The following is a 24,910-nucleotide window of genomic DNA, read 5'->3' as shown; positions in this document are numbered from 1 at the left end:
CAGCTATGGGAATCGTAGGATATATTGGCATTGCAGTCATTGTCTGCACAATCATTTACGGTGTTGTTGAACTATGTAAGTATTACAAGGAGAAAAAAGATGGAAAGTAAGATTAAAGAGGCTCGTAAAGCTGCCGGATTAACGCAGAAACAAGTCTATGAGATTTTGGGCATTCCCGCGCGCACGCAGCAGGACTGGGAAGCAGGGAAGCGTACTCCTGCTCCATGGCTTGAAGAGATGGTTATCCGTGAATATCAGCGAATTGCAAAAAATGAAAAGAGCCAGGGTTAATGCCCTGGCTAAAATTTTGTAGTCAAACTAAATCTCCATAGTTTTGTCTGCAATAGAAAAGCCGAAGAATATAAACAGTTTTCTCCTTTTCCCCTACTCTGTAAATCAGAATATAGTTTTTGATTACAGCTTTGCGATATCCTAGCACACGAAGTCGTGAATCACGACACTGCTCATACATCAAAGGCATGCCCTCAAGATTAGTATAGCATTTTTCAACCTCATCGGCAAATGCTGCAGCGGCTGAAGGATTTGCGAGGGAATTTGCAATATATCCCAAAATCCCATCTAAGTCCTGCACCGCCTGCTCTGTTTCAACTACCTTATAACCCATACTTTCCTCTTAAATCGTTTAATGCGGTACGTGCCTCTACAAGCTTTCCTTCGCTAACTTCCGCTTCGGCTTCTGCTAATTTTGCATAAATTTCCTGCATCCATAGTTTTTCTTCATAAGCTTTCATACTCATGATAACCATATCGCCATATCCGTTTTTTGTGATATAAACCGGTTCCATGGATTCATTGCACATTTGAGAGATTGCTGCGGTATCTTTCAGATCCCTTATTGGAATTATTCTTGGCATAGAATCAGCTCCTTTCATGGCATAATTATATCATAATTGTGTCGCAAAGACAAGAACCGTAAATTGCTCTATTTATACTTCTCCCAGTACTTAATCAGCGCTCTTGCCGTCGCCTTGCCGTAAGCCTCTAGCTCTTTTTTTGTGTCAAAACCTTTCCGGTCGGTTTTGTTGTCCAAAAAGCCGTATTCCACCAGTACTGGCACGCCAACGCCCTTGAGGAAGTACAGGTCATTGGTATACTTAACGCCTCTGGTGTTCTGCCCTTCCTTTTTCAGTTCCGCGATAATCAGATCAGCTAGCACCTTGCCGAGGCGACTCTTTGTCACGGTGCCCTTCCATACCCAGACTTCGTCACCATCGCCGCCACCGGCATTAAAATGTCCGTCAACGGACACTACTCTGTAGCCTTTCGCTTTGTACCTCGCCATGTCAGCAACGTGCGCCGCAAGTGACATGCCGCTACCGTCCTTTTCCGGGTATGCAACCTTGTATGTACGCCCCTTGTGCGCCAGCAATTCCTTTCTGCATGCTGCCATCACAACTCTTGCCATATCTGCTTCCACAAACTTTCCGCTGACGGCACCGGGGTCGCTGCCGCCGTGCCCTGCAGATAAATAGAATAAAATTGGTTTCTTTGCCATAATACACCTCCAAAATAAAAAGCCCTGCGGAGTGCAGGGTAAATTGACTATTGCATAATCTCTTTTTTCGTGGTATATTGGAGTCAAGAGGAAAGCCAAGCGGCCGACCCTCTAAGTAGAATTTGAATTATGTTTCAAATAACCGCCTATTGGATTGCAGCCTGGGCGGTTATTTATTTTCGGTGGTTATCCCATCTGACAATCCCAATAATCATCAATACGATGACGAGGATTTCGTAGTCAGACATTCGGTTCCCCTTTCCGAAGGTCAACCGCTTTTATGGCTTACTCTTGACTATATGTATTATACCACGCCTTGTTCCTGCGGACAAGGTTGTTTATTTTTCATCGACTTCCGGCAGCCCTGCCACGCTTGTAAGCAACGACAAAATTCCGGCTAAAACTGCAGCTGACACCGTTACCTGCCAGCTCACATCTGTTAGTACCACGCTTGTCCCAATCATGGCAACGGCTGCCTGTGCCATCGTCTTAATTGCTCTGATTCCTGCTGCTTTAAGCCATTTCTTACTCATTTTCATACCTCCTACTTTCCTTTATGTTCTAAATATGCTATTTCCGCTTTGTTTTCGTCTACGCGCTTAAATACTGTTTTCACATCTCGCTCCAGAACTGCGGTGCGCTCGATAAGATTGTTATGCTTGTCCTGCTTTTCCTCAAGACGCTGGATATCTTTTCTGACTTCAGCTAGCGCCGCATCAACCTTAATGTCCTGCGCTCTTTGCTGTTTACTGGACACTATCAGCTGGACAACAATCAATCCTGCTGCGGTAATCGCCGCTGTCATAATTTCTGTCATATGTACTCCTTTACTCCGTTACTTCCGCCCACAGACTTTCTGTTCCTACGGCACCCGGCTCCCATACGTTACCGTCAACTAAGGATTCCCACGTTTTACCGTTATGGATTACTTTGTCACCTGCTACATACGCATTAGTGCTGTCAGGCTGCTCCCACGCCGGGATAATGTCCGGATTTGGGATAAGCACCTTTGCCCAAAGACTAGGTGCATCTACTGGTGTCCAGGTTTCCTGCGTGTCGTGTTCCTGCAGACACCGGTATAAAGCGCCATCATATGTAAGCCTGTCCCCAACCTTGACGCAAATCTCCGGGCGCCACACTGGATACCAGTCTGCGTGTTGCAACGCTACCTCATCTGGGGCGGTTGGCAATGATCCTTTAAGCACTCCTATCAGTTCCTTTTGTTTATTAGTTAGCATTTTTTATTACCTCCCGTTTAATTTCATCGACTACCCTATCAACCATACTGTAAGATAATCCATATGCAGTAGCTTCTGGTATAGCCTCAGGCACATAAGCAACGCCTACCGATCCTGGAAGCATCGCTTTTTTTGACACACCATATAGCAAATCATTATACGGCTTTACATAATGCGTAAATTCGCCTGTACTCAGGTTTAAGTTGATAGGTTTTACGAATATGTCAACAGTAGTTGTATTGGATTGTGTAGTTATATACGTTCCCCACAAAAGTTTAGACCTGATATAAAGATTCTCAACGCTGTAGTCTTTTGTTTTTTCTGCATCAATCTCTTGCGCATTCTCGGAGTCGAACGTTTTAATATCATTAATATCTATTAGTAATAATTTTATGCCATCTGCACAAGCCAGTAAAGGTCTTGTGGCTGATGTCCAATCCTTAATCACGTCTACCATTAAGTCCCCGGATTCGGCGATACATACATTCATATAGCACAAATTTGATTTTAAAGGTGCTATATAGTAGCCAGAATTCTGACTAAACAATCCGCTAAACGAGCTGAGATTGTTTTGATTAACCACCGGCGCAACTTTAGTGGATTTTATGACAATCTCACCATTGTCCTCCAAAGAAAACAGTGCCGCAGCAAACCAATTTGAAGAGCTTTTGTTAAAATACATACTTACCAGCACTTTCGAGTCATCTATAACTTTGCTTGCCCAATGCGAATATCCGTCGCGAAAAGTGAATTCTGTAAACTTTTTGGTTGGTATCACCTTTGTAATAGTTGGTGTACCGTCATCTGCAATTAGCACCTGAATCCCTCTATATAATTGATTTATATAAAGAGACTCCACAAACACATTATTAGTTCCAAGCACTGCGCTGAATGCACCATATGTATTACTTACCGTTGTTGCTACGTTATCGGACACACTTTTATAAATATTTGTGGTAATTTTAGTAAGATCCGTCACGTAACACGTTAAATACCCCCTAACACAAAATACACTTATCAAAAATGGACCTATTACATGCGAATTGATAAAAACGCATGCTGAAGCGCTGGTTTGATGTTCTGAAAATGTAGTTTTTTCTACAGTAAATCCTGTAGACGCATTTGGACGAAATACTAAAAGTATCGCACTAAAATACTGGGCGGTACTGCTCGAAATTTGATTTGGCGTATATGCAAAAGCATGCGTATACACCCCATTAATATATTTTATATTTTGTACAGCCTCTTGACCATTCTGGGCTAAATCCGAAAATGAGTAAAAAGACATATTGTACGAAAAGCTGCCAGCAGTAAGATTCATGCTATTGTTATTAATCTGTTGGTACACTAAATTACTAACGCCAGAGTCGTAACCAATTTGTCTAAATTCCATTACAATCATAATATTGCCATTACTATCCTCTGCACAGCCTATACTCTTTAAACGGTCCATTAGTTTATAGCCTTTTCCGACTAAACTTATGTCCAAAGTATTAGAGTGAAAAATTATATTATCTATGTTTTTAATTATAGTAATATGCACTTCTGAGGAAGTAACATAATCGCCATATCCCTGCGTACAAATTAGTACACTGTGATCTGTAAGTTCTGCTGTACAGGTCTTTAAATATGCAGGGCTTTGGATATAATTTTCGCTGTAAGATATATTAGCAACATTATTGATATCCGCACTAGGTGTTCTTTGCAAAAATACATTGCCTTCAATTTTCTTGTCAGTAGCGTTTATAACATTTCTTTGCATTGAGTTTTTCACTTTTAAGCCTTGCCCCCCCCCCATACATAATTTTACATTTTCCCATTGATAACTCCTTCCTGCACTTGTGCGATAGTATCATTTTTTATCTGTTCCACCAGTTCGTCAGGGATGCCGTATGGATTCGGCTCTACGTAATCAGGATTTTCATAAAATCCGTTTTCTGCAGTATAACAGTACTTGCCCACTACAACGTTTTCCGGTATATCCACACCTGTACAAACCTCAACATCATCAGCAACAAATGCAATATCTTTGTTCACCAGTCTGGGATAACCGTTGCTCATGTACTCAACTTCCGTGTCAAAATCCACCAATACATGTGATATTCTATCTACAATTATGTTCATAGCGTTATTCCTCCATATTTCCTAGAATTATAACTTTACCGCTTGAGTTGTATTTCATATTATTTTTTGCAACTCCATCTATCCGGTCAGTACTGATATCCCAAGTCTCAAATAACGGTATCCAGATATTGTCCGGATAAGCCGTACCGACTCCGTGTGAAACACTGGCTATTGATACAATGGAATTTGCATGTATTATAGGTTTCTCCACGGTGCTTATACTCTTCAGACTTCCGGAACCTACATCTGTACCAGTTGCAATACCACTTTTAATAACAGTGGCTGTAACGATATTGCTTGCGTCCACATGGACCCATGATGTTACTAAATCCGGATAACTGGTATATATGAGTAATGGTTCTGTATTTATATAATCAAAGGCTGTGAGCAGATAGACTCCACTCGTAGCGTTTTTATTCTGCATAGGGATGTCAATTGTTGCAGATGTACTAGACAATACAAAAGCATCGGAAATCGTTAAGATAGCGCCTTTTAGCCTACTCTCCACGCCAGAAGAAGAAGATTTTGCTGCCCACAATATCAAAAATTTATTATCACTGATTTGTGTATGTGCACTCGGAACCGAGATTACTCTGTAATTACTGTATGTAGGGTCAACCTTTAGTTTCGTGCCGTAGGTTATTTCATCATTATCATCTATCGTGATAACTCGTGCACACAAACCATCTCCCTCATATGTTCTCTCTGAATAAACCATAAGCAAGTGATTTACGTCAAGTCGTGTAATATCAATGTAATAATCGTTTCTTGGGTCGCCCGTCGCTTTTTCTTGGGTTATTATCACGTATGGATTATTTGAATCGTTTGTAAACTGCACAATCATGCAAGCAAGCCAATTATTGCTTCCGCCATCTACGAACAACAACATCCTGTCATCATCTTTGTCTAACCAAAACATATGCATGTCCTGCTGATACCTTCCCGATGACCCCGATGAACGCAGTAGCTTAGTCCAATCTTTCGTAATTGACATATCGCTGTAATTAACTGATACTTGTACAAGCACTGTGTCATAGGAAGATTTTCCAGAAGAATAATACTGTCCATACCCGATAATGATTTTTCCGTTAGTCCTACATGACATATCTAATGCTCCTACAGGTCCTACATACCCTAAGTCCAGCACTGTGGATTTCGTTAGCGAACGTGTATCATCGTCCAATGTAACGATGTAAACATATATATGCCCATAAGTAGTACCCGCACCCGTGGCCCCACTTTCCGTTATCGCATACGCAACAGCTACATGGGTATCGTCAATTTCACACTGTTTTATAATCGCTGTTTTTCTTGCACCTGGTACTGCTGAAAATGCATAGCTATTGTCAATCCGCTGTACAAAATTTCCAGATTCAATATCAGCATCTGTGCTATATCCAAGTAGTTCAATACCATTTCTTATGTTTATTCCACCACCGCCACCTATAATTTTCGCCTTTCCCATAATTAAACTCCTGTAAATCTTACGTTAATATCAATTTCCGGTATTTCCAGCGCCTTAGCAATCACATATCCGTCAAATGTTTCACACTCCATAATCAGTCCAAATGCCGCCCGCTCGTCTTCTGCCATTGCTGCGGACGTGATGACTAAATCAAGTACCGGGTTGTACGCCATCTTCATTTCAGTGACGGTTACCTGATTAGTAAACCAGCCCTCTGCGTTCGCCTCAGTGCTCCAGCCAGCCGCCGGGATTGTCGCTGTCAGAATTTGTACTGCTCTGTCAAAAGCCTGCGACGGCGTTCCGTTTGTAAGACCGTAACGGTCAGAAGTGGCAGCGTCAATCTTGCTGTTTTGCTCTATTTCGTCCGGCAGGTCGTCCAGCGTTGCTTTGTAGGTATTAGTAAAATCATTCGTCGATAGCCCTTTGCCAGGTACCTTGTCCACTTTATTGCCCAGTGTGGCATTGGTATCCGCCGGAAGATTCGTAACCTTGTTTTTCTCAGCAGTCGTATAGTCATTCGTGGATAATCCCTTTCCTGTTACCTTATCCACCTTGCCGGAAAGAGCGTCATCCATCGTTTCTTTTCGTAGATACAGCGCATCTGCCTGTGATAATGTCAGCTTCCCTGCTTCGTTTACCGCAACTTCGATAGATGATGCTTTGCTAACCTTTACGGCGATATTCCAGTCAATGGAATATCCTGCGGATTCCGCAGCTCCCGGCACGCTTTCACCGCTGATAATATCCGTCTGGGCGATGATATACAGCACTTCTCCGCCGTCTGGGTCCTCTGCATAAATGCCTACCTGATATAAGGTGTACCCTTCCGCAAGTCCGGCATTGGAAAGCATTACCGGAATCGTTGCTGTATTCTCCTCCGATAAATACACAGGTCTTAACTCAAGTGTCTGTTTTGGATCTGAAACCGCTGTCTGTTTAACAAGTTGGGTCGGATTCACCTTTCCCGCACCGCTCCTTGCTGACACAAGCCGTAGCGGTTTTTCCTGTGTCAACAGTTTCTGTTCCAGTGCCAGACCCTGTTCCGTTTTCGTTACATTATTCCACGATGCCATTATGTAGCCACCTCCATAGTATAAGTTTTTGATGTGGACACCGCACAAGCATAATAACTACCAGCAATGCCAGTATGTCTATCAAATAAAGATGAATCATACGTAAGATTGCAAGGTTTAACACGCTCCACATAATCATCTACAGCACGAAGCAGTCCTTTTGCATCCCTGTCTGTTGTTTCCGCTGCAACCCTTACTCTCGCCTGCAGAAAATATTCCTCAGGAATCAGCATTATGTCAAAACCATCTTCTCCACAAAGCGCTGTAAGAGTTCTCCTCAGTGTTCGTATTGTAAACGGTCTTTGTTCAGCCATTTTACTCAGAATCGTGTCACGCCGTTCTTTTAAGGACCTATATCCTCTGTGATGGATTTGCAAAATGCCTTCCCATCGCCTGCAGCCCTCTTCACCGAGCGTCTCGATGAACTGGTTCTGCCAAATCGACTCCAGCGTTTTCCAAAGCCGCTCCGCCTGCACCTGTTCTTTATCTGTCAAAAATTTCATTTCCCGAAAGTCTCGTAAAAACTCCGGAAGATATTCAATCAATTTTCTATCCATCGAGTTCCCCCACAATCGGTACTTCGGTATCCGCCATCACATAGTTACCTGATCCGCCGGCAATTGATACCCCCGTCACATCATCAACACCGGGAATGTCCAGCAGAATGCTTTCAATGCGTCCCTGCCGTACTACAAGCCCATCTGTATCCTCCCAAGTCTCACGCAAAGACTTCAAATATGTCTCCACGCTGTCCACGAAAGAATCTTTAATGTCTTCCCAGCTATAGCCATCGGTATAGATAATCTGACAGCTGATAGGAAGCGCGACTTCTGTAGCTGACTCTACAGTAACCACATGTCCGATGGGAGAGATTCCTACGCCGCTACCATCTTTTGTTGGGTCGATAGACTCTTGCACCGCCTCGACTACCTTCGCAGGCGCTGCACGGTAATCTGCGCCCAGGATAACCAGCTTCACCGTACCACCGCCATTCCAAACCGGATACACCTTACAGCCGAAGACGTTGTTCATCTCGTTGACCTTTTCCCGGTACTCCGCCTTATTTCCGCCAAACGCAACTTCGTCAAAGGACGCATAGTACCGTTCTCTCAGGTGTTCGACGTCCTCATCATCAGTGCCGGCAGTGATAATGCCAACAATCCCGATTGATTCCAAGCCCGAAACGTCTTCCAAAGGAATCACGTCGTCTACGGTGTTGTTTCCTTCACTCCCTGCTTCTTTACAGGTTAATGCAAAAAATCCATTCCCCAAATTCTCCGTAACCGTGTAGTTCAGTTCTCCAATGCTGAATTCTGTATCTATTGGAATATCAATATTTTCCGGTTCTGCCTGCGCCTTTAACACCGCAGGAATCCCCAGTCTGACAAAGATACCGCGTTCTGCGGCTCTTTTAATCAAATAATAATAGCTGGCAGTGTCCGCAAAAGTCTCTGACAGTAAGATATCCATGTCAACGTACATCTGCGCGTTTTCCAGCGCCATAGGCGCCACCGCATCATAGATTACAGAGCCTTGCCGGGTATCGATGGTTTCGTCCACCGTGTCCAGCATTTCTTCCATCAAAGATTCATAGGTCTTCTCCTCAAACATCGATTTCCACCTCCTCTACTTCAATTTCTTCACCGTCTACGCAGGTCACTGTTAGCGACAAATATAACTTTCCTCTCTGCAGCTTTTCCTCCGTAAAGGTCACTGACTCAAATCTATCGTCGGCGAGTATGCCCTCTCTGATACTGTCCCTTACTTCAGACTGCACCAGCGGCGGTTGCTCACCGATTAAATCCACCAAAGCGCAGCCGTAGTTTTCATCGTAAATCAGATACTCTTCCGCTTCTGTCATGATGATTTTCTTGATGGCCTGCTTTCTTGCTGTCATCTCATCGACAAGTCCAGCAATTCGCAGGTTCTCAAAATCCAGCTGATAGGTCTTATCGGGAATCACGCCCTCTTCAAAATCGTTTTCCTGTTCTTCGTCCAGTTCGTATGCATCAGGATTTGGAATCATTTATACCACCACCTTATCAATCACCAAGTAGCGCTGACCGCCTGCCTGACGAATCATCACTGCAGTGTCGCCCTTCTTTAGGGCATTGTGTATCGTCACCTTCGACTTGCCTACACTCCCGGGAAGCGTAATCTCTGTCTCGTAGTCTGAAACATTTCTTCCCAAAATCAAAAAATCCTCAGACAGCGTCAGCTTCTGAGAAACTTTTATCTTTAATGGTTTTACCGAAATCACAGTTCCGGTAATAATATCACAAGGCTTTCCTGCAGCCACAGCCTCCGCTGCTATCTGCTTAATTAGTTGTGTCATGTTAGTAGCTGCTATCGAAATCACCTCCACTTAGTTCTAAGTCCATGGTATGCTGGCCAGCAGAAAACTCATGGGTCACTTTGTCCACCAGAAGATAGTTAGACACCTTCACATCGTAAATCGTCATTAGCACCGGAAGTAGACACCCTGCACGCACCCTCGTCGAGCCGAAAGCACCAGATATCTTAAGCGTCCGCGCGACTTTGTTGTACATCTTCAGGAGAACTTTTCCCTTTAGTTTTGCTACCTTTGGATCATCAATCTTCTCAAAGTACTGCAAAAGTCCCCACTTGTTGATTGATTTGGAGGACTTGCTGACATATAGGTCTAGGCTGCCGGTTTCTTCATTTTCATAGGCAAGTTTAATCTGGTTATACACGCCGTCATCGATGGAACGGCTGTAGTTATAATCCTGGCCAGTTTCGCTGTCGATAAGGACGTTGACTTTCCACGGCTCCCTGAGCCTGAGCTTTCCAAACTCATCATACAATGTATAGATTTTTCCCGTACTCATCAGCGTCTCGTCCAGGCTGTTTCCCACAATGTCAAAGAGGGTCATGTTGTCATCGATTCGGCTGAACGCCATTTTCGTATTGGCAAGGGTTCCTGCCTGCAAACCAAAATCCTTTGCAATCATTCTGATGAGCTGCGTCGTCGTTTTTTTCTTGTACATGTATGTATCTTTGTTCTTGAAGTACCGCAGCTGGTCGTACACCGTCACATCAAGGCTGCCGTCCTTTTGCGGTTTCAACGTAAAGATAAAGCCAAAAAAGAAATTGGTGCTACCTACTTTCAGCGTAACTGAGTCACCATTGTAAATCTTCCGCTTGCTGTCTTGGATTGTAGTGAATGTCAGTTTCCCAGGGGCATTTTTGCGCTCCCAGGTGACCTTCATGCCGTCTTTTACCGGAAGCTCGTAGTATTTGTCGTTATGCTTAACAATCAGCTGTATTTTGACCGTATGCACCTTTACTGAGGATATTTCATACTCCTTAACCTCCTGGCTGACCTTCTTGTCCAGCTTCTCCTGCTGCGCCAGCACTTGTTTCAGGTATTTTAATTCCTCAGCTGAATCCTTTTTCTTACCGTCTTTTTTCGTACCAGAAGAAGTGATATGCTCATGCACGAGTCCAAATCCTGTTACGTAAGAATTGCTCAAAGCATACTGCCGGCGCGCCACACTGTTTGTGGTATTCCCCTCAATAGTGTGCAGCGTCTGACCACTGACTTTCTCTACAATGCCTACATGGTTGCCGCCGCCGAAGAAGACGATATCATTTCGCTTTGGAGTATAAGAACCGCGCCCTTTGTACCTGCCCTTGTTCTTGAACCAGGTCATACCGGTTGGCACATAGGCAAACTTCGGCACAACAGAGGTCTTAACTCCGGCTTGATTCGCACACCAGCTGACAAACATGGCGCACCACGGTCCTTGTGTCCCATACCATTTACCGTATTTGGTGTTGCTCTCTGAGGCTTTATACCCAAGCTCACCCTTTGCCACATCAATTAAGTCAGACATAACATCACCCCTTTGGTATAGTCAGCTTTGTTCCCGGAAAAATCCAGTGGCCGGTGGCGCTGGATGCATAGCCGTGTTTCTTAGCTGTCTTTTCAATGGTAGATTTATTGGCGTTGTAAATGGTCTTCCACTTACTGCCGCTGCCTAAAAACTTCTTGGCAATCGCCCAAAGGGTATCCCCGGGCTTCACCGTGTAGCTGCTGCCCTTATTTTTCTTTGAGCTGCTTTTCTTCGACTCTTTCTTTGTCACTTTTGATTTTGACGATTTTTTATCTTTCTTCACTTTGATTGTCGTCACACCGTATTCCCGGTACTCCTTCAGCTCAATGGAGACTTTCACATCAAAGCCCTCCTTTGCGTCCTCTGTGACAGTGTAGCTTTCAAGCGTCACATCTAGGGACGTATCAAAGAGACTATTTCCTTGCGGATCCGTCCTAAGCAATTTGAATTTGAATGGTTTTTTCTTTGCCTTTAGCTTTTCGAATTGCTCTAGAAAATAGGACGGAGCTCTAAAAGTCCCGTCCTTGTACAGCGCAAAGGGGTACGCTTGGTTCGGCAGCAGTACCTCAAATCTGATATCCGTCAGCTTATTGGGTTTGACCTGATTGACCTCAGCTTCGTTAATCAGGCTAATAGTCTGGTTCCCGCCTTTCACCTTTATCTGCACCTTTTCCGGCGTCACCGGCATGAGTATCTTATTCAGATAGAGATAATACATTTAGTGCACCCCCTCTGCAGTTGAAATCATTTCTTCCTCCAGCTTACCCTTCAGTTTAGCTACGATGCCGTCGATATCGTCATCAGAATTGATGTTATTGTTGTTTGTCATGTCGATTTTGATTTCTGTTGCTGTGTAGCGGTTAATCGCCTTTTCGGCAGCATAGTCACGGATATATTTCAGGTTTGAATTGGTAATGTCAAGAGCATCGGCGATTTTATCAGTATTGGCAGCGGTTTTATCTGCTGCACTGAGTATACCTTCTGTCGTCTCATCATTACCGCCACCAAAGAGATTTGACCCTTTGCCATAACCCCAGTTCCAAGCATCGGAATAGTCAAAGCGATAATCAATATTTGGAGCTTCTCTGTCCAGTGTTATTGCCTTATCATTTTTACCCCAGGAAATAACACTCTTCTGCAGATCATTTAAGCCATCTGTCCAGTTTGTGCCGAAAATCGCATCAATAATTGTTGTCACGATTTTTCCTAATGACAGAAACCAAGATATAATTTGTCCAATGAGATTTGCAACGGCTCCTCCAAAGCTATCAAATCCACCGTCTACGACATTTAAAATCCATTCCACAATTCCAATAAACGGTTCAACAAAAGCCCAAACAGCTTGCAAAATTCCATTAATTGTTCCAATCGCAATATTTCCTATGAGAGCTCCTGCCACTGCTATCGTTCCGACAATAAGACCTGTAGCACTAATGGACTTTCCTGTTACTTTATTGATAACTGCTACAATCGCATATAGCATGGTAATTAATAAAATGATTCCACCAACTATCCATGTAATCGGACAAGCGAGCAGTGCTGCATTAAGTCCGTATTGAGCAGCTGTTTCTGCAAATGTTGCTTCGGTTCTCAGCATTTGTGCTGCAGCGCAAATACTTGTCCACGTAGATGAAATTGCAGCCGCCGCATTATACGCCAAATGTGCCGCAACTAATCCTCCAATTGCGGCAGCTATGCCTAGCACAATAGGCTGTAAAAAATCCCAGTTCTGTGCAAGAAAACTAATCACGCTAAGTAGCGGCTGCGTGGCAGCAATCAGTTTATTGCACGTCAGTGTCCAAACCTGCGCCCAGGTCATCGGCATACTCTCAAATTGTGCATTGATGTCTTCTGTGGCTCCCAGCATTGCTTGCTTGACTATGTCGGCAGTAATCTGACCTTCTGACGCCATCTCTCTAATTTCTCCGATTGGCACGCCCAAATAATCCGCAATGGTCTGAATAACATTCGGCGCCGATTCAAATACAGCATTCAGCTCTTCGCCGCGCAGTACGCCGGAACCCAGCGCCTGCGTCAACTGCAACGATGCTGACGCCATTTCCTGTTGGCTGGCGCCGGCAACAACAAACATCTTGCTCAAGTTTTCCGCAAACTGAATTGTTTCATCATTGGAAGAAAACGCATCTGGCGCCCTCTGCCCCAGTTTCGCTATGATATCCGCCTGCGTTAAGAACGAGGCTCTTGAGCGATTTGCTGATTCCATGATTTTGTTCTGCAATTCTGCCGTTGTTTGCAGTCCGTCATTCATCAGATTCAGTCGCGCAGTAGTCTGAGTCACTTCATCGGAAAGGGCTACTAAGCGTTTGACTCCCTGTATTCCTGCATAGGCGGAAACAAATCCCATCACTTTTCCCGTAAGAGAATCAAAGGCATTCTCAGTCTGCCGCACAGGCGCCGGAATACGACCTGCAGCATTTGCCATTTCTTCAAGTTTTACATTCAGCATATCGCATTCCTGCTGCGCTGCCCTGAGTGCCCCAGAATCAAGTCCACCAGATAATTGCCCATCTACCGAACCAAGGGAGCCAATTACACGAGAAAGGGCAGTATTAATATTGCGAAGACCTGCTGTCATATTGTCATTCAGGTACATTTGTGTCATAATTGTAGCCATCTTTTATACTCTCTTTCTCTTTGCTTTTTCTGTCGCCTTTTTCTCACTCTCCGCCCGTAGCTCAATAGATGCGATTACAAAGGCTTTTTCCTGCCTGCCCATCTGTAAATATTCCGACGGTCTTATATGCAGTTCCTGGAGGCAATGGTGTGCAAACACTGCATCACTATCGCCTCCCTCAATTAGTTTTTTGCTTCGTCCACGTCTTCCTGCATCGATGTAAATCCGTTAAAGTCATTGATAAACTCAACGAATCTGTTGTATTCACCAGATGTTGGAATCATCTCCTTAATCAGTTCGATATCGCTACTAACACCGTAGGAATCCTGCAGTTTCTTGTCGTGCAGATTTGGATAGACCACCGATGCACAAATGACTTTTGCTTTCAGCTTTGATTGGTTTACTTTTGTTCTATATAGCCCCGGCTTTCCGGTCACCTGCACTTCATAGGAGCATTCATCTACAATTCCATCGTTCATCGATGTTGTAATTGGTCGAATTTCCCAGAGTAGTGCCTTTCCGTCTTCGTCAACCAGACTTTCCGTCGCCGGATAAGTTGTATTTTCTTTTTTAATCTGATTTTGTTTCATAAACCTTGAAAATTCACTCATATACTGCCTCCTTAAGCCATCATGCCGTCAAGTATTTTAAATTCCTCCGGCATGCTGAAATCATCAAATGTAAAGTCAAATGTCTCATCCAGGTATTCTCCATCCGCATCGAATTTGGCAAGAATAATGCTGTCAAAATTGCAGTCGGTGAGAACTACGGTCTGTTTTCCAGCAGCCGATGTTGGGTCCTCGTTAGAAATCTGGATATCAAAGTAGATATCTTCTCCGGTTTCTTTGTAGTGCTTTGCGATTTTCCGGAAAATGGACGTGTTGAAATGGAAAGTCGCAGAACCGATTCCCTTCCAACCTGTGGTTTTATTGCCTTTTCCCGGTCTCCCTAAAATAGGAACTTCTGTTTTTGTTCTTTCGATTTTTGCTTCTAGGTTAAGTGCCTGCATGAAATTGTACCGATCGCTGCCGATTGTTACATAGCACTCTGCCATCGCCGCCTGAATTGCGTCTTTGCCGCGCATTCTGATATTGTTAATCGCCATCGTTTACCTCCTATACTACTTTTACTGTCATGTACAGCTTTTCCATCGCTCCAATGACGGTAACCTGTTGTGACACCAAGACGGATTTTTTAGATTCTCCCGGACCCACTATGATATCTGCATCGGTAAAGCCTTCGATTGCCCTGATATCATTCAGCAGTTTTCGGGATTTTACAAGATCGTTCCACAAACTGATTCTTCCCGCTTCATCATTTGGCACCTTACCAAGATACTTGGTGTTAAACAGCACTGCGTCATCATTTGCAATCTGGTCGATAACTCTGATGGTCTGATTGTCCGCAAAGAGTTCACCTTTCTCATTCTCAAAAGAAACGAAAGAATTGATGTCCTGCAATACTCTGACTGCTGCACCTGCTCTGTGGAATGTAAACTGCCCTTCCTTAATTGCACCAGCAAGCTGTGTCTGTGTATAATCACAATCAATGGTAAACTCTCCATCATACGTTCTGTTTGTGTTGGATGCATTCACCGCGCAGCCCGCAGCAGCCCCAGTCACCCAGTAAACGGCAGATTCCTCTGGCCAGTTCGCATCCGTTGTCACATTCTTTACGTTAATCACACCTTCAAAATCCGCCGGCGCGTTGTGCATAACCAGCTGGAACTTCACGCCTATTTCATCGCGCATGCGCTTCACATAGTTCGTGCAAAGTTTCTTTGTTTTCTCATCGTTGGTAACAATACCCATCACATTAAAGCTGTAACTTTCAGCCTTGTCCAAATAACTCTGATAAGTATCTCCTGTTATATCTCCGTTCGTCCCGCCGGTTAAAGATGTCCCTGCTGTTTCTGCTAGCGCAGCGTCCTTTTTCCAGACGAAAAATTCATCGTCTTTCAGTTCGCTTGCTGCTGCGACAGTCTGTGTGCTCAGCTTTGAAGTGCCCATATAGCCGGACACGTCAAACTTGTCCGTATCGTCGACATTCTTAGTAATGATCACTTTCAGGTCATTGCCTCGCACACCGCTGTACTTTGCAGTAGCATAACTGCACGCTGCCTTTTCCCCACTATTCAGTCTGTAAGCATACAAAACTTTCGCATAAGCAAATAAGTCCCGCAAACCTTTCAGCTTCTCGTGGGTATAATCATATCCAAAGATAGAAAGAGACCGATTCTGAAAATCTTCTGCTGTCACCTCAAAAATTTCTCCATCGGGTCCCCAGTCCAGTTCCAACGGCATACTTGCATAGCCTCTTTCGCTCAGTCTTGCATCAGCTGCAGCAACAGAGATAAAATTGATATACGCGCCCGGAAGCACCTTATCCTGCGCAGTCCAAATTCCTCCGCCAAATGCCATTTACTTCACCTTCCTTTTCAAAAATTCTGCAAGCCTTGTCTGTGCCTCTGCGATGGTAATTGACTCGCCATCCTCAATCAGCACAGCTAAAGCATCTTTTCTGTTATCAAAATAGCCGGAAGTAAGCAGGGCTTCTTTTGTAAAAACCTCCTGCGTCTCCGGTGCTTTCTTCTTTACTGTCATCTTTTATCCTTTCACCTCTGTTTCGGTTCCTTCGAATACTTCCATAGTCGCTTCGGTGTTTGCCACGTAGCTAAAGTAGTTATAACTTACCGTAAAGGTAAGCACATCGTCAGGAATTTCAGCATTCATATCTGTGCCTCTCATAAGATTCCCGTCTACGGTAATCAGTTCCAAACAGGAGAATAATCTCTCTGCTACAGCTGCGCATTCTGTTCGGGGTTCCTCCGCATCAGTTAAAAACTGGATTGCAAACTGATTTTCGTGATAATACCGCCTACCACGAAACAGTTTTGTTCCTGGGCTAATACAAAGTACAAAAAAACAAGGCTCTTTCATGCCCTGTTTCACGCTTTCAGTATAGAGAGTGTATTCCTCACCAAATTCTTCGCTGATAGCGGCAAGGATACCGTTAATAATCTGTTCAATCATCGCAGCGCTGCCTCCACTAACCTTTGAATTTTTCTTTCCAATTTTGGAAACCCATTACGCTGTACCTCCTCAACAGAGAATTTCATTATATGGTGACCCGGAGCCCAGCCGCCGTTTACAGTTCGGTGTCCGTACTCCACATAGCTAGCGTATTCGATAGGATTTTCAATTTCCAATGCTATCAGATTTCCACTCCGATAAACTCTTGACGTCCAGTTTTTTTTCAAAGTGCTGCCATTATTTCCGTTCGTCTTACGCATCCCCTTATGATGCAGTTTGCCTTCACAAACATAAGCCTTGCCGTCATACCTGCCCACCGGTGTGCGCTTAATGGCTGTCGCAAGCAATAATGCCGCAGTCTGTTTCGCTAAAACTTCAATATTGGCATTCATATTGTTCGCCAAAGTTTCCATCTTCTGCTGAAACGCTTCAAGTTCCGAAAAATCACATCCGCCGTTTCGTCCCATTACGTCCATCCTTTCCACAAATCAAGCATGATTTCCTGATGAGTCGCATACACTGCCGGCTGTCCGCTTCGGCAATAATCCTGCGTCACACCATTTTGAGTAACTGTGATTTTACTGCCTGGGGCAACTTCAATTTCCGGCGCCAAAAATAGCTTGATAACCTGCTGCTTGCTGGTGCCAGTTTCTGTCTTCTCTGCCGCTGGTGCACTGCTATAGGAAAGTCTGCACGGCTCATCTTCCAGCAAGATAATCTCACGATGTCCCGTTGCTTTGTTTGGTTTCATGTAGGGCTCGTAAATTGTAATGGTGCAGGTGCCTTCGTAGAGCAGCTCGATGGCTTTTCTTCTCTTTACCAGCGCAATCTTCTGAAGCATAGCAGCTCATCCTTTCCTGTCTCACTGAGTCGTTTTAGCAGTATTTGAAACTTTGCATCGTCTGATAATGCGTTATCAAATGAAATGCTGACATCGCCTTCACTGACAGATGCCAGCGCTTCACCGAGATCCAGTGATTCCAAATTCAGCAACCCAAAGCTATATTTTGTTTCGAGAAAGTCACTACAGACCCAATCAATATGCACATATTCAAGTTCCTGCGGAACTTTTGGCTGATTGCATTCATTTCTAATGGACTGTGCCACTTTTTCAATTCCAAATGCAAGAGCAAGAGAATCCTCTTCAGTGACTTCGTATCCAAAAGTCTTAAGCCTTTCCTTTACCTTTTCCAGTAGGTCCACTCTTATCACCGACTTTCTTATCTTCCTCCGGCACCGGTGCGTCTTCTGGAGAAACTACATTCTGAGCATTGTTAGCCTCTTGAGAACTATCATTCGCAGCCTCGTTAGGGGTTACATCCAAATCCATTGGTTTTTCAAGCTCGGAAGTTCTCGTTAAACGATCCTGTTTATGTCTTCTTAATAGCATTCTTCATCACCTACGCTTTAAACTTCGCCAAAACAACCTTAGAATCATTGGATAAGACCGCAGTGTAATGTTCATCCGCAGAAATTACAGTGGTCTTTGCGAGAATATCTCTGTCATCTTCCATCATTACATCCCTCTTCATGTAAATTGTTAATGCCGGAGCCTCTTCTTCAACACCATCTGCGGTAGGGTCTTCGTTAGGGTCTTTAGCATCTACTACTACAATCGGGTTTTTATAAACGCCATCTTCACCTAGTACAATTTTCTTAGATGGAACAACCTGACAGCCTGCAATGGATCCGATTGTTCCCGTCATAATAACATCCATCGGATATTTGTTTCTGTCCTTGAAGTTATCATCAAGTCTCAGTGTAGTTACCTGTTTCGGATTTACAAAAATAATTTTATTAGTCGGTGTATCCGATTCATCTTCAAATAAGTCAACCGCCTTTACAACGCCATCATAGCTGATTGCTGCTGCTGAGCCGTCATAAATCAGGCTTGCACTTGCTAATGCATCGTAGCAATCATTATCTACCTTTGCTGCGATAGCTTTTGTCAGCTGACTGGTTGCTTCTCCTACCGGATCGCCATAGCCGGAAAGTACTGCCTCGTCCGTAAGTTCTACTGCCTTTCCTGCTTTCTTTACAGTCGCTTGTGTAGTGCTGGTAGTCAACACGGTTGTGCCCATTGCCACGCCTTCCGCTACGTCCTCTGCATCACCAATGTACGCATATTTCGGTACTGTGATGGTATTTCCCGGCTGACCTTTCAGTGTGTTGTCAATTCCCGCAATCGGTGAGAATTTGATTTTCTTCGGCAGCTTCGCGGAAACCATCGCTGCCATAACCTCCGGATTGATTAAGTTCGTCAATTTTGTCTGAGCCATAATATTTCCTCTCTTTCTTATTCTCCCGCTGTCCCTGCGAGAGCCTCATATGTTTCTTTGTCGGTATTGTAGAGATTCAGCCTTTCTTTGTAAGACATCTTATCAAACCCCTTCTTTGTGATTGGTGTTGGTTTACCATCACCCGGTTCTCCCGGAATAGCCCCTCTAATGTTGGGCTTGCTTTTCTTCTCCTCTTCAAAGAGGAATTTGCTATCATCAGCACTTCTTAAAGTCTTAATCTGAGCATCTAGTCCTTTGATTGTACCGTCATCAAGAAGCTCCGCTTTATCCAAGTCCTTTAGTAACGCCTTAACTGCAGTTAGGTTCTTCGCTTTCGCTCCCGTTAAGGCTTTTTCAATCGCAGCATCTACTTTGATTGCCTGATTATCCTTCTGTAACTGCTCAATGGTTTTCTTTAGATCCTCAGCACTTCCTACGGACTTTTTCAGCTCATCCAGCTGCTTATCACGATTAGAAACGGTATTCTTTAAGTCATCACGCTCTTTCGTAATCTTTTCCAGCTCTCCTTTTGCTGCCTCGATATCTTTTCCATTTTCTTCCATAATTTTGTCAATCACGTCTTTCTCCAAGCCTAAATCTTCCAAATACTTTCTCTTCATTTCTTTTTTCCTCCTACGTTTTTTACGGGTTCACTTCCCTCGGCTGGACACTTTTACGCCTTATCCAGGGCAATATAATTTCAATCCCCGCCTAAAAGACGACAATATAAAAGGACCACCGCTTTGGTAGTCCTTAATAAACTTTTTATTTTTCTCTTCCCTCACTCTTCTGGTTCAAAATTAACCGTTTCACTGCACCGACTATCTTTATCTGTTCTAAAAACAAATTCTAAAGGTATTCCGTCCGGAAACGCCCCACAAGTGTATTTTTTATTAGAATCATCAACCTTCTCATCATGATTAAAATGTTTACAGTCTGCACATATTGAAACTACTATCATCGTTTCCACCTCATAACATAAAGTTCCACTAAAAGCTTCGCGCCATCTGGCACAGCTTCACCATTTTTTATTCGTACAAAAGCTTCCGCAATAGATTCCGCTCCATCTCGACAGCTTTCATTATATGCTGAAATCCCAGAAACATACATTTTCCGTATCTGTCTTTCCATCTCTCTGAATGCCTCCCAAGTTTGGCACTCCTGAAAGGTCATACAATGAGCAGCTTCGTGGTAAATTAAGTCTTCTAAACTTTTTCCCGCAAGAAGTCCTTTCTGGTAGTTTCTATTATAAATCCTGTCGTTTAAAGCGTCAAGGCTTTCATTCCAGTCATACTTACTGTTAATCACAAGTTGAGTCTTAAAATCCTGCCCAGTGCTCATTGGGGCAAATTGCAGTGGCACTTTACCAAAATACGAAAGATCCTTGTAAGCAACCTCGTCAATTCTCACATTATACTCAGACTGTACTTTGTTGATGGCTTGCTCTATTCCCTTCTTTATGTCTTCCGATAAGCCCTTATCTTCCACCATGTCACTCGGTAATTTTATATTTTTTATGACATTTTGTGATTTCCACTCAGGATACGTCATATCTCCCGGCACCTGATAGGTCTTCCCGTCTTCACCTCGTGCTGCTCTCATCTCGCCTACGGTAAACTCATCGTCAAAATACGGGCAAGTGGTTGACCTGCACGAAACATGAAAGGGCTGCGCTGTAACTCCGGGTTCATACTGACTCATCGGGAAGTGTTTGCCGTTAAGCTGTTGACAAATCTCCGATGTATGAGAATCCAGCGTCGCTACAATCTCATACTCTTCCACACCCAGCTCATTAAATGCGTCTTTCTGCGCTGCAGCACTAAAAAAGGCCTGCTCTGTCATTACGAGCCGGCCAGCTTGCACTTTTGCATTCTTGAAGCGCTTATCCACGTATTTACTTAAATTCTTGACAGCCTCATCAGGACCTTTGCCCAAGATGCATGCCCGGGTCAGTTCGCTATGAAGGTCGTACACCATTTGATTCTTCGCCTGCCAAATACGGTCAGAGAAATTCCTTCCGTCTGCCGCCCAAGGCTTAGAAATCAGTTTTGACAGTTTTTTCTCGTCGATTGACGAGATATTCCACCCTACGCCTAAACCTCGCTGTAGCTCAAAGGCAGACCGATAATAACCCTCTTCATAGACCTTCCTTGCCATAGTATCTACATCGTCAAGGTAATTTCCAAAAGCTTTCTCCGCGGACTGCTGCACCTTTATCTTCAGTGCCTCCAATCTGCTTATGTGAAACTTTGCGGAAGCGTTTTCAAGCTCCTTTACCCACTGCTGATTGATAGCGTTTTCTTTGCCGTACTTTATGTATTCCTCAACAGTCCACTTGAATTCCTCCAGTTGTCCAGCGTCAAGCAGCTTTCTAGCATTTTTCATGCTAATTTCGTTGTTCTTGGCAATGCGATAAATCCAGGTTTCAATATCAGCATTGATTTCCCTGAGGGCTTTGTCAAAATACGGTTGCACACCTCTGTAGGTTTCTTCACCGTATTTTCCGAGTGCCTCTTCAAGGATTTCGAATCGCTTCTGCCAGTAAGCACTATTCTTCATCACCATCACCACCAGGGTCATTTATGCTGCCAAAAGCGCCTGCATATTGCTCCATCTGCTTTTGCCGCTCTTTTTCCAGCAGTTCGAGTTCTTTCTGTGGATCCGACACCCACGGGTGATTTGCGACCAAGGTTTCTTTCGACAAAATACCCTCGCTGCCGCTAATGTTTTGAATCGTCGTAGACTCATCCATCGGCATATCTGTATTGAATACGATTTCTACATTTTCACCCTCGAAGTCTCCTTGTCCGGTATTTGCCAAATGGAGATTTATAAAATAAAGGAGTTCCTCCATTGCTGCCTGAAACTCTGTTTCCATGTCCGCTGCATCCAAATCGATATCGTTATACATACTCTGTATATTCATCTGGTTCGGAGTACCAGACATTCGCTCGTCCTTCGCATCAAAACCCATGCAGTTTTCTATAATCGCTTTCTTGAAAATCTCAATTATCGCTTTGTAGTTCTCCGCATTGACCTCCACCTGCAATGTTCTAACATCGCCTTCTTTTCCTTCCACGGTTCTAACTTTAACAGCGCCATAGGTTGCTAAATTCTGGCGAAACTCGCCCAAGTTTTCTCCGTCGTAGTTAACCAGCACGAGGATTGTATTTCTCATATCCTCCTGCATGTTATCTTGAAAGTTTGATAAAATTGTGTTCAGTCCGTCCTGCAGAGATTTACAATTTGCAATCAATGGTAGTTCTTCATCATTGTAGCGAAAAGGTACAAAAGGCAGCTTTTCCCAATTGTATGTTTCATTTCCAATTACAAAGTAATTCTCGTGATACGGGGCGCAGGATACCATTTGTCCGCTGTGATACTCAAAATAGTCAATACCATTTCTCGTATAATACTCCACTTTCGTTATCTTCTCTTCTTTCCGACCGTCAAAGGAGTTTACTTCATAAACTCTGATGACGTACTCAAGCTGCGTATGATCAACATCGGACCACCCTGGAATAATCTCAAAAGGTCTAAACCTCTTCAAACACAATTCTCCGGATTCTGTATAGTGCAGGTAAATCCACCCTATGCCACAGTTTAATGCATCTTTCGTCACACTCTTTAACTGCTTAAAAAACTGCTTATTGAAGAACTGCATTAACAAGTCTACATAACTATCATTTTCGCACTGCACAGAAAATGGCTTTCCAACGAGATAGTTGGTCTTCTGTTTTACCATCTTTTTGTACTGATTGTCTACCTGCTTTGCATTCGGTAAGTTCTCAAGCGTCTCCAGCTTACCGCCTACTCCTACTGCAGTCCTCTTCTTGTTCAGGATATCGTGCAGCCCCTCATAATAGTTCACGCCATCTAGCATCATTTTAAATTTTTTACTCTGGCGGAAAATCCTGATTTCGTGGGCTAAAAAAGCTGGAGTCGTCACATTGTTTCCGGCTCCCCCCGTCACGATTCTGTTTATCATATCTCTGAATATCAAAATAACACCTCACTTAATCGAAGCTGAATGTATTCGGCAGCAACAAATCGCTGACGCCATATCGCATACTGTCCATGCCATGCGAAAATTCATGATCTGGTTTGTTGGTCAGTTTTCCGTTTTTATCTTGCTCCCAGCAATAGTTTTGAATTTCACTGTAAAACTTCGCACATCTTGGATGTATCACTATCTCATAGTTTTGAATCAACTGTATTCCATGATTTACGCTGTCTTTCCCTTTCCTAGAAGGAATCGCATGGATTCCCTCTTCATTGAGCTCTGCAATGGACTTCGGCTCTGCGCTGTCGCAGATAATCCGCTGCCCGCCGTATCCCATATCTTTAATCTGCTGTGCAATCACTCTGTTTGTCACACCGGTCTGATACCATTCGTCGAAAATATAAATCCTCATCGCCGTGTTGTCTACCAATTCACAGACAAAGGCGTTCGGGTCAGTAAATCCAAAGTCCAAATTAAAAGCCGCTTTAATCCCCGGAACTTTCTTTATCTCTTCTAAATCAAAATCCTCAATCCGGAATCTGTCATAAATAAGACCTTCTGCAATACCCCAATCCCCTGCACCTTCAATTCGGTAACGCCGAGGATTCTTTTCTTTCATGCTGCGAAATATATCCCTATCAGCCTCATCAAGCCACTCGTTACATTCCCACGTTGTCGTCTTTGTGAAAGTGTTCTGATCTGGTTCATCGAAGAAGCGTTTCTTCAGCCACGAAGTCGCAGACCAGGGATTGAAGGTCATTGTAATCTGCTTGAAATATCCTTCTGGCAATTCACCACGGATAGACATATCCAGCTTATTGAAATCATCTTCGTTGGTCAGCTCGTATGCCTCTTCAATCCATACCCAGCAAAGAACTCCCGTTGGTACCGATATAGACGTAATCTTCATGCCGTCGTCTAAACCACGAAACAGTATCTTTTGTCCTGTAGGGATATACTTAATCTCCATCGGTGAAACAGTGCAATCAAAAAAACTATCAACTCCTAGTTTGTTGATAGCCCATTTTAAATCACTGAATACGCTGTCACGCAGCGTTGTTTGGTATCGTCTCACGCATAAGGCGTTGGCTAGCGGATACTGCATGATTGATTTAATCAGCCATAGCACTGTTGTTTTCGATTTCTTGGAACCTCGGGACCCTTTGCAAATGCGATACCTCTTTTTCGTGTTCCAAAAGTCGCCATATCCGGCGCCGATCAGGTCCAGCATACTGACATCTTTACGCATCATCTGGCACGTCGTCCTTTATTACGATTGGAACAGTCCCAACGCTGATATTATCTTTGAAAATGCCATATCGCTTACCCAGCAATTCAGCTGCCTTTAGCCGTTCTTTCTCAGAAGGTTCTTTCGTCATTGTTTTGGCTTCGCTCATGCCATCTCCGAGTCCCTCGATTACGATTTCGGTAGACAGGCTTTCACCGCGCAGAACAGAAGTCAGATATTTTAAAATTTCATCCTGGCTTGCAATCAATTCTGACTCTTTCGCTGCCATACGCTGCTCTATATATGCTTTGATTGTAGTAATTTGTAGTAGTTTAGACGCATTTGTGTTTGCGTACTTCTTAGAATATCCCGCCCTTATAGCCGCCTGCGTGGCGTTAAGGTCAATCAGGTATTCATCACAAAACCGTTGCTGTCTTGTTGTTAATTTCGCCACCGGGCT

The 24,910-nt window shown here is 43.8% G+C and carries 35 protein-coding genes; 1 reads left to right on the top strand and 34 read right to left on the bottom strand.

Translation table 11 applies throughout. The features are described from left to right. Positions 1–99: 99 nt before the first annotated feature. Positions 100–291, top strand: a complete 192-nt coding sequence (locus tag D1155_RS11120) for a helix-turn-helix transcriptional regulator (RefSeq protein WP_160202477.1) — start codon at positions 100–102, stop codon at positions 289–291. Between the two features lie 22 nt (positions 292–313). Here D1155_RS11120 and D1155_RS11115 read toward each other — a convergent pair whose 3' ends face one another. The 34 genes from D1155_RS11115 to D1155_RS10950 all read right to left on the bottom strand — a co-directional run bounded on the left by D1155_RS11115 (position 314) and on the right by D1155_RS10950 (position 24,904). Continuing rightward, on the bottom strand, positions 314–625 hold the full coding sequence (locus D1155_RS11115) for a type II toxin-antitoxin system RelE/ParE family toxin (RefSeq protein ID WP_160202476.1): 312 nt from the start codon (positions 623–625) through the stop codon (positions 314–316). Continuing rightward, the gene (locus D1155_RS11110; protein ID WP_160202475.1) at positions 615–875 is read right to left on the bottom strand and encodes a type II toxin-antitoxin system Phd/YefM family antitoxin; all 261 of its coding nucleotides are present in this window, start codon (positions 873–875) and stop codon (positions 615–617) included. The genes D1155_RS11115 and D1155_RS11110 overlap by 11 nt, the downstream gene beginning before the upstream one ends. 68 nt (positions 876–943) lie before the next feature. Next, positions 944–1,516, bottom strand: coding sequence for an N-acetylmuramoyl-L-alanine amidase (locus D1155_RS11105; RefSeq protein ID WP_160202474.1), 573 nt, complete (start codon positions 1,514–1,516; stop codon positions 944–946). Positions 1,517–1,854: 338 nt separating this feature from the next. Further along, complete coding sequence (locus tag D1155_RS11100; RefSeq protein ID WP_201759586.1) at positions 1,855–2,049, bottom strand: holin; 195 nt, start codon at positions 2,047–2,049, stop codon at positions 1,855–1,857. An 11-nt stretch (positions 2,050–2,060) separates the two neighbouring features. Then, entirely contained in the window at positions 2,061–2,333 is a 273-nt protein-coding gene (locus tag D1155_RS11095) for a hypothetical protein (protein WP_160202472.1), read from the bottom strand. 10 nt (positions 2,334–2,343) lie between these two features. Then, positions 2,344–2,754 carry a carbohydrate-binding protein gene (locus D1155_RS11090; RefSeq protein WP_160202471.1) on the bottom strand — a complete coding sequence of 137 codons (411 nt, stop codon included), beginning with the start codon at positions 2,752–2,754 and terminating at the stop codon, positions 2,344–2,346. Beyond that, a complete protein-coding gene (locus D1155_RS11085) occupies positions 2,744–4,552 on the bottom strand; it encodes a hypothetical protein (RefSeq protein WP_160202470.1) in 1,809 nt (602 codons plus the stop codon). Before D1155_RS11085 ends, D1155_RS11090 begins: the two co-directional genes overlap by 11 nt. A gap of 8 nt (positions 4,553–4,560) precedes the next feature. Beyond that, positions 4,561–4,878: a hypothetical protein gene (locus D1155_RS11080; RefSeq protein ID WP_160202469.1), complete on the bottom strand. Its 318-nt coding sequence runs from the start codon at positions 4,876–4,878 to the stop codon at positions 4,561–4,563. Positions 4,879–4,882: 4 nt separating this feature from the next. Then, positions 4,883–6,343 (bottom strand): hypothetical protein, encoded by a 1,461-nt coding sequence (locus D1155_RS11075; RefSeq protein WP_160202468.1) that lies wholly within the window; start codon positions 6,341–6,343, stop codon positions 4,883–4,885. 2 nt (positions 6,344–6,345) lie between these two features. Then, a complete protein-coding gene (locus D1155_RS11070) occupies positions 6,346–7,416 on the bottom strand; it encodes a hypothetical protein (RefSeq protein WP_160202467.1) in 1,071 nt (356 codons plus the stop codon). After that, a complete protein-coding gene (locus D1155_RS11065; protein ID WP_160202466.1) occupies positions 7,416–7,973 on the bottom strand; it encodes a putative phage tail protein in 558 nt (185 codons plus the stop codon). The genes D1155_RS11070 and D1155_RS11065 overlap by 1 nt, the downstream gene beginning before the upstream one ends. Further along, the gene (locus D1155_RS11060; RefSeq protein WP_160202465.1) at positions 7,966–9,027 is read right to left on the bottom strand and encodes a baseplate J/gp47 family protein; all 1,062 of its coding nucleotides are present in this window, start codon (positions 9,025–9,027) and stop codon (positions 7,966–7,968) included. Before D1155_RS11060 ends, D1155_RS11065 begins: the two co-directional genes overlap by 8 nt. Beyond that, positions 9,020–9,442: a DUF2634 domain-containing protein gene (locus D1155_RS11055; RefSeq protein ID WP_160202464.1), complete on the bottom strand. Its 423-nt coding sequence runs from the start codon at positions 9,440–9,442 to the stop codon at positions 9,020–9,022. The genes D1155_RS11060 and D1155_RS11055 overlap by 8 nt, the downstream gene beginning before the upstream one ends. Further along, positions 9,443–9,751 carry a DUF2577 domain-containing protein gene (locus D1155_RS11050; RefSeq protein ID WP_160202463.1) on the bottom strand — a complete coding sequence of 103 codons (309 nt, stop codon included), beginning with the start codon at positions 9,749–9,751 and terminating at the stop codon, positions 9,443–9,445. 1 nt (position 9,752) lies between these two features. Further along, the gene (locus D1155_RS11045; RefSeq protein WP_160202462.1) at positions 9,753–11,273 is read right to left on the bottom strand and encodes a CHAP domain-containing protein; all 1,521 of its coding nucleotides are present in this window, start codon (positions 11,271–11,273) and stop codon (positions 9,753–9,755) included. 4 nt (positions 11,274–11,277) lie between these two features. Further along, positions 11,278–11,991 (bottom strand): LysM peptidoglycan-binding domain-containing protein, encoded by a 714-nt coding sequence (locus D1155_RS11040; protein WP_243151078.1) that lies wholly within the window; start codon positions 11,989–11,991, stop codon positions 11,278–11,280. Beyond that, positions 11,992–13,908: a tape measure protein gene (locus D1155_RS11035; RefSeq protein ID WP_160202461.1), complete on the bottom strand. Its 1,917-nt coding sequence runs from the start codon at positions 13,906–13,908 to the stop codon at positions 11,992–11,994. It abuts the gene before it with no gap. 3 nt (positions 13,909–13,911) lie between these two features. Continuing rightward, the gene (locus D1155_RS11030) at positions 13,912–14,067 is read right to left on the bottom strand and encodes a hypothetical protein (protein WP_201759589.1); all 156 of its coding nucleotides are present in this window, start codon (positions 14,065–14,067) and stop codon (positions 13,912–13,914) included. Positions 14,068–14,090: 23 nt separating this feature from the next. Continuing rightward, entirely contained in the window at positions 14,091–14,519 is a 429-nt protein-coding gene (locus tag D1155_RS11025) for a hypothetical protein (RefSeq protein WP_160202460.1), read from the bottom strand. An 11-nt stretch (positions 14,520–14,530) separates the two neighbouring features. Next, positions 14,531–15,013 carry a phage tail tube protein gene (locus D1155_RS11020; protein ID WP_160202459.1) on the bottom strand — a complete coding sequence of 161 codons (483 nt, stop codon included), beginning with the start codon at positions 15,011–15,013 and terminating at the stop codon, positions 14,531–14,533. Positions 15,014–15,023: 10 nt separating this feature from the next. After that, positions 15,024–16,328 carry a phage tail sheath family protein gene (locus D1155_RS11015; RefSeq protein ID WP_160202458.1) on the bottom strand — a complete coding sequence of 435 codons (1,305 nt, stop codon included), beginning with the start codon at positions 16,326–16,328 and terminating at the stop codon, positions 15,024–15,026. After that, complete coding sequence (locus D1155_RS11010) at positions 16,329–16,511, bottom strand: hypothetical protein (protein WP_160202457.1); 183 nt, start codon at positions 16,509–16,511, stop codon at positions 16,329–16,331. A gap of 3 nt (positions 16,512–16,514) precedes the next feature. Next, complete coding sequence (locus tag D1155_RS11005; RefSeq protein WP_201759585.1) at positions 16,515–16,940, bottom strand: DUF6838 family protein; 426 nt, start codon at positions 16,938–16,940, stop codon at positions 16,515–16,517. Beyond that, positions 16,937–17,407, bottom strand: coding sequence for an HK97 gp10 family phage protein (locus D1155_RS11000; RefSeq protein WP_160202456.1), 471 nt, complete (start codon positions 17,405–17,407; stop codon positions 16,937–16,939). Before D1155_RS11000 ends, D1155_RS11005 begins: the two co-directional genes overlap by 4 nt. Then, entirely contained in the window at positions 17,407–17,781 is a 375-nt protein-coding gene (locus tag D1155_RS10995; RefSeq protein WP_160202455.1) for a hypothetical protein, read from the bottom strand. The genes D1155_RS11000 and D1155_RS10995 overlap by 1 nt, the downstream gene beginning before the upstream one ends. Then, a complete protein-coding gene (locus tag D1155_RS10990) occupies positions 17,757–18,152 on the bottom strand; it encodes a hypothetical protein (protein WP_160202454.1) in 396 nt (131 codons plus the stop codon). Before D1155_RS10990 ends, D1155_RS10995 begins: the two co-directional genes overlap by 25 nt. Next, positions 18,109–18,330 (bottom strand): hypothetical protein, encoded by a 222-nt coding sequence (locus D1155_RS10985; protein WP_160202453.1) that lies wholly within the window; start codon positions 18,328–18,330, stop codon positions 18,109–18,111. The genes D1155_RS10990 and D1155_RS10985 overlap by 44 nt, the downstream gene beginning before the upstream one ends. Before the next feature lie 10 nt (positions 18,331–18,340). Next, entirely contained in the window at positions 18,341–19,219 is an 879-nt protein-coding gene (locus tag D1155_RS10980) for a N4-gp56 family major capsid protein (protein WP_160202452.1), read from the bottom strand. Positions 19,220–19,236: 17 nt separating this feature from the next. Next, a complete protein-coding gene (locus D1155_RS10975; protein ID WP_160202451.1) occupies positions 19,237–19,839 on the bottom strand; it encodes a phage scaffolding protein in 603 nt (200 codons plus the stop codon). Between the two features lie 161 nt (positions 19,840–20,000). Then, the gene (locus tag D1155_RS10970) at positions 20,001–20,180 is read right to left on the bottom strand and encodes a hypothetical protein (RefSeq protein WP_160202450.1); all 180 of its coding nucleotides are present in this window, start codon (positions 20,178–20,180) and stop codon (positions 20,001–20,003) included. Further along, the gene (locus tag D1155_RS10965; protein ID WP_161908945.1) at positions 20,177–21,778 is read right to left on the bottom strand and encodes a minor capsid protein; all 1,602 of its coding nucleotides are present in this window, start codon (positions 21,776–21,778) and stop codon (positions 20,177–20,179) included. The genes D1155_RS10970 and D1155_RS10965 overlap by 4 nt, the downstream gene beginning before the upstream one ends. Then, positions 21,768–23,207, bottom strand: coding sequence for a phage portal protein (locus tag D1155_RS10960; protein WP_201759584.1), 1,440 nt, complete (start codon positions 23,205–23,207; stop codon positions 21,768–21,770). The genes D1155_RS10965 and D1155_RS10960 overlap by 11 nt, the downstream gene beginning before the upstream one ends. Before the next feature lie 28 nt (positions 23,208–23,235). Further along, positions 23,236–24,474, bottom strand: a complete 1,239-nt coding sequence (locus D1155_RS10955) for a PBSX family phage terminase large subunit (RefSeq protein WP_306770893.1) — start codon at positions 24,472–24,474, stop codon at positions 23,236–23,238. Continuing rightward, positions 24,464–24,904, bottom strand: coding sequence for a terminase small subunit (locus D1155_RS10950; RefSeq protein WP_160202448.1), 441 nt, complete (start codon positions 24,902–24,904; stop codon positions 24,464–24,466). Before D1155_RS10950 ends, D1155_RS10955 begins: the two co-directional genes overlap by 11 nt. Positions 24,905–24,910: the final 6 nt, after the last annotated feature.

The organism is Anaerotruncus sp. 80 (genome assembly GCF_009936115.1).
In the GTDB taxonomy this organism is placed as follows: domain Bacteria; phylum Bacillota; class Clostridia; order Peptostreptococcales; family Anaerovoracaceae; genus Senimuribacter; species Senimuribacter intestinalis.
Note: the sequence above shows the minus strand (reverse complement) of the source record. Positions and strands in the feature narration are given on the sequence as shown.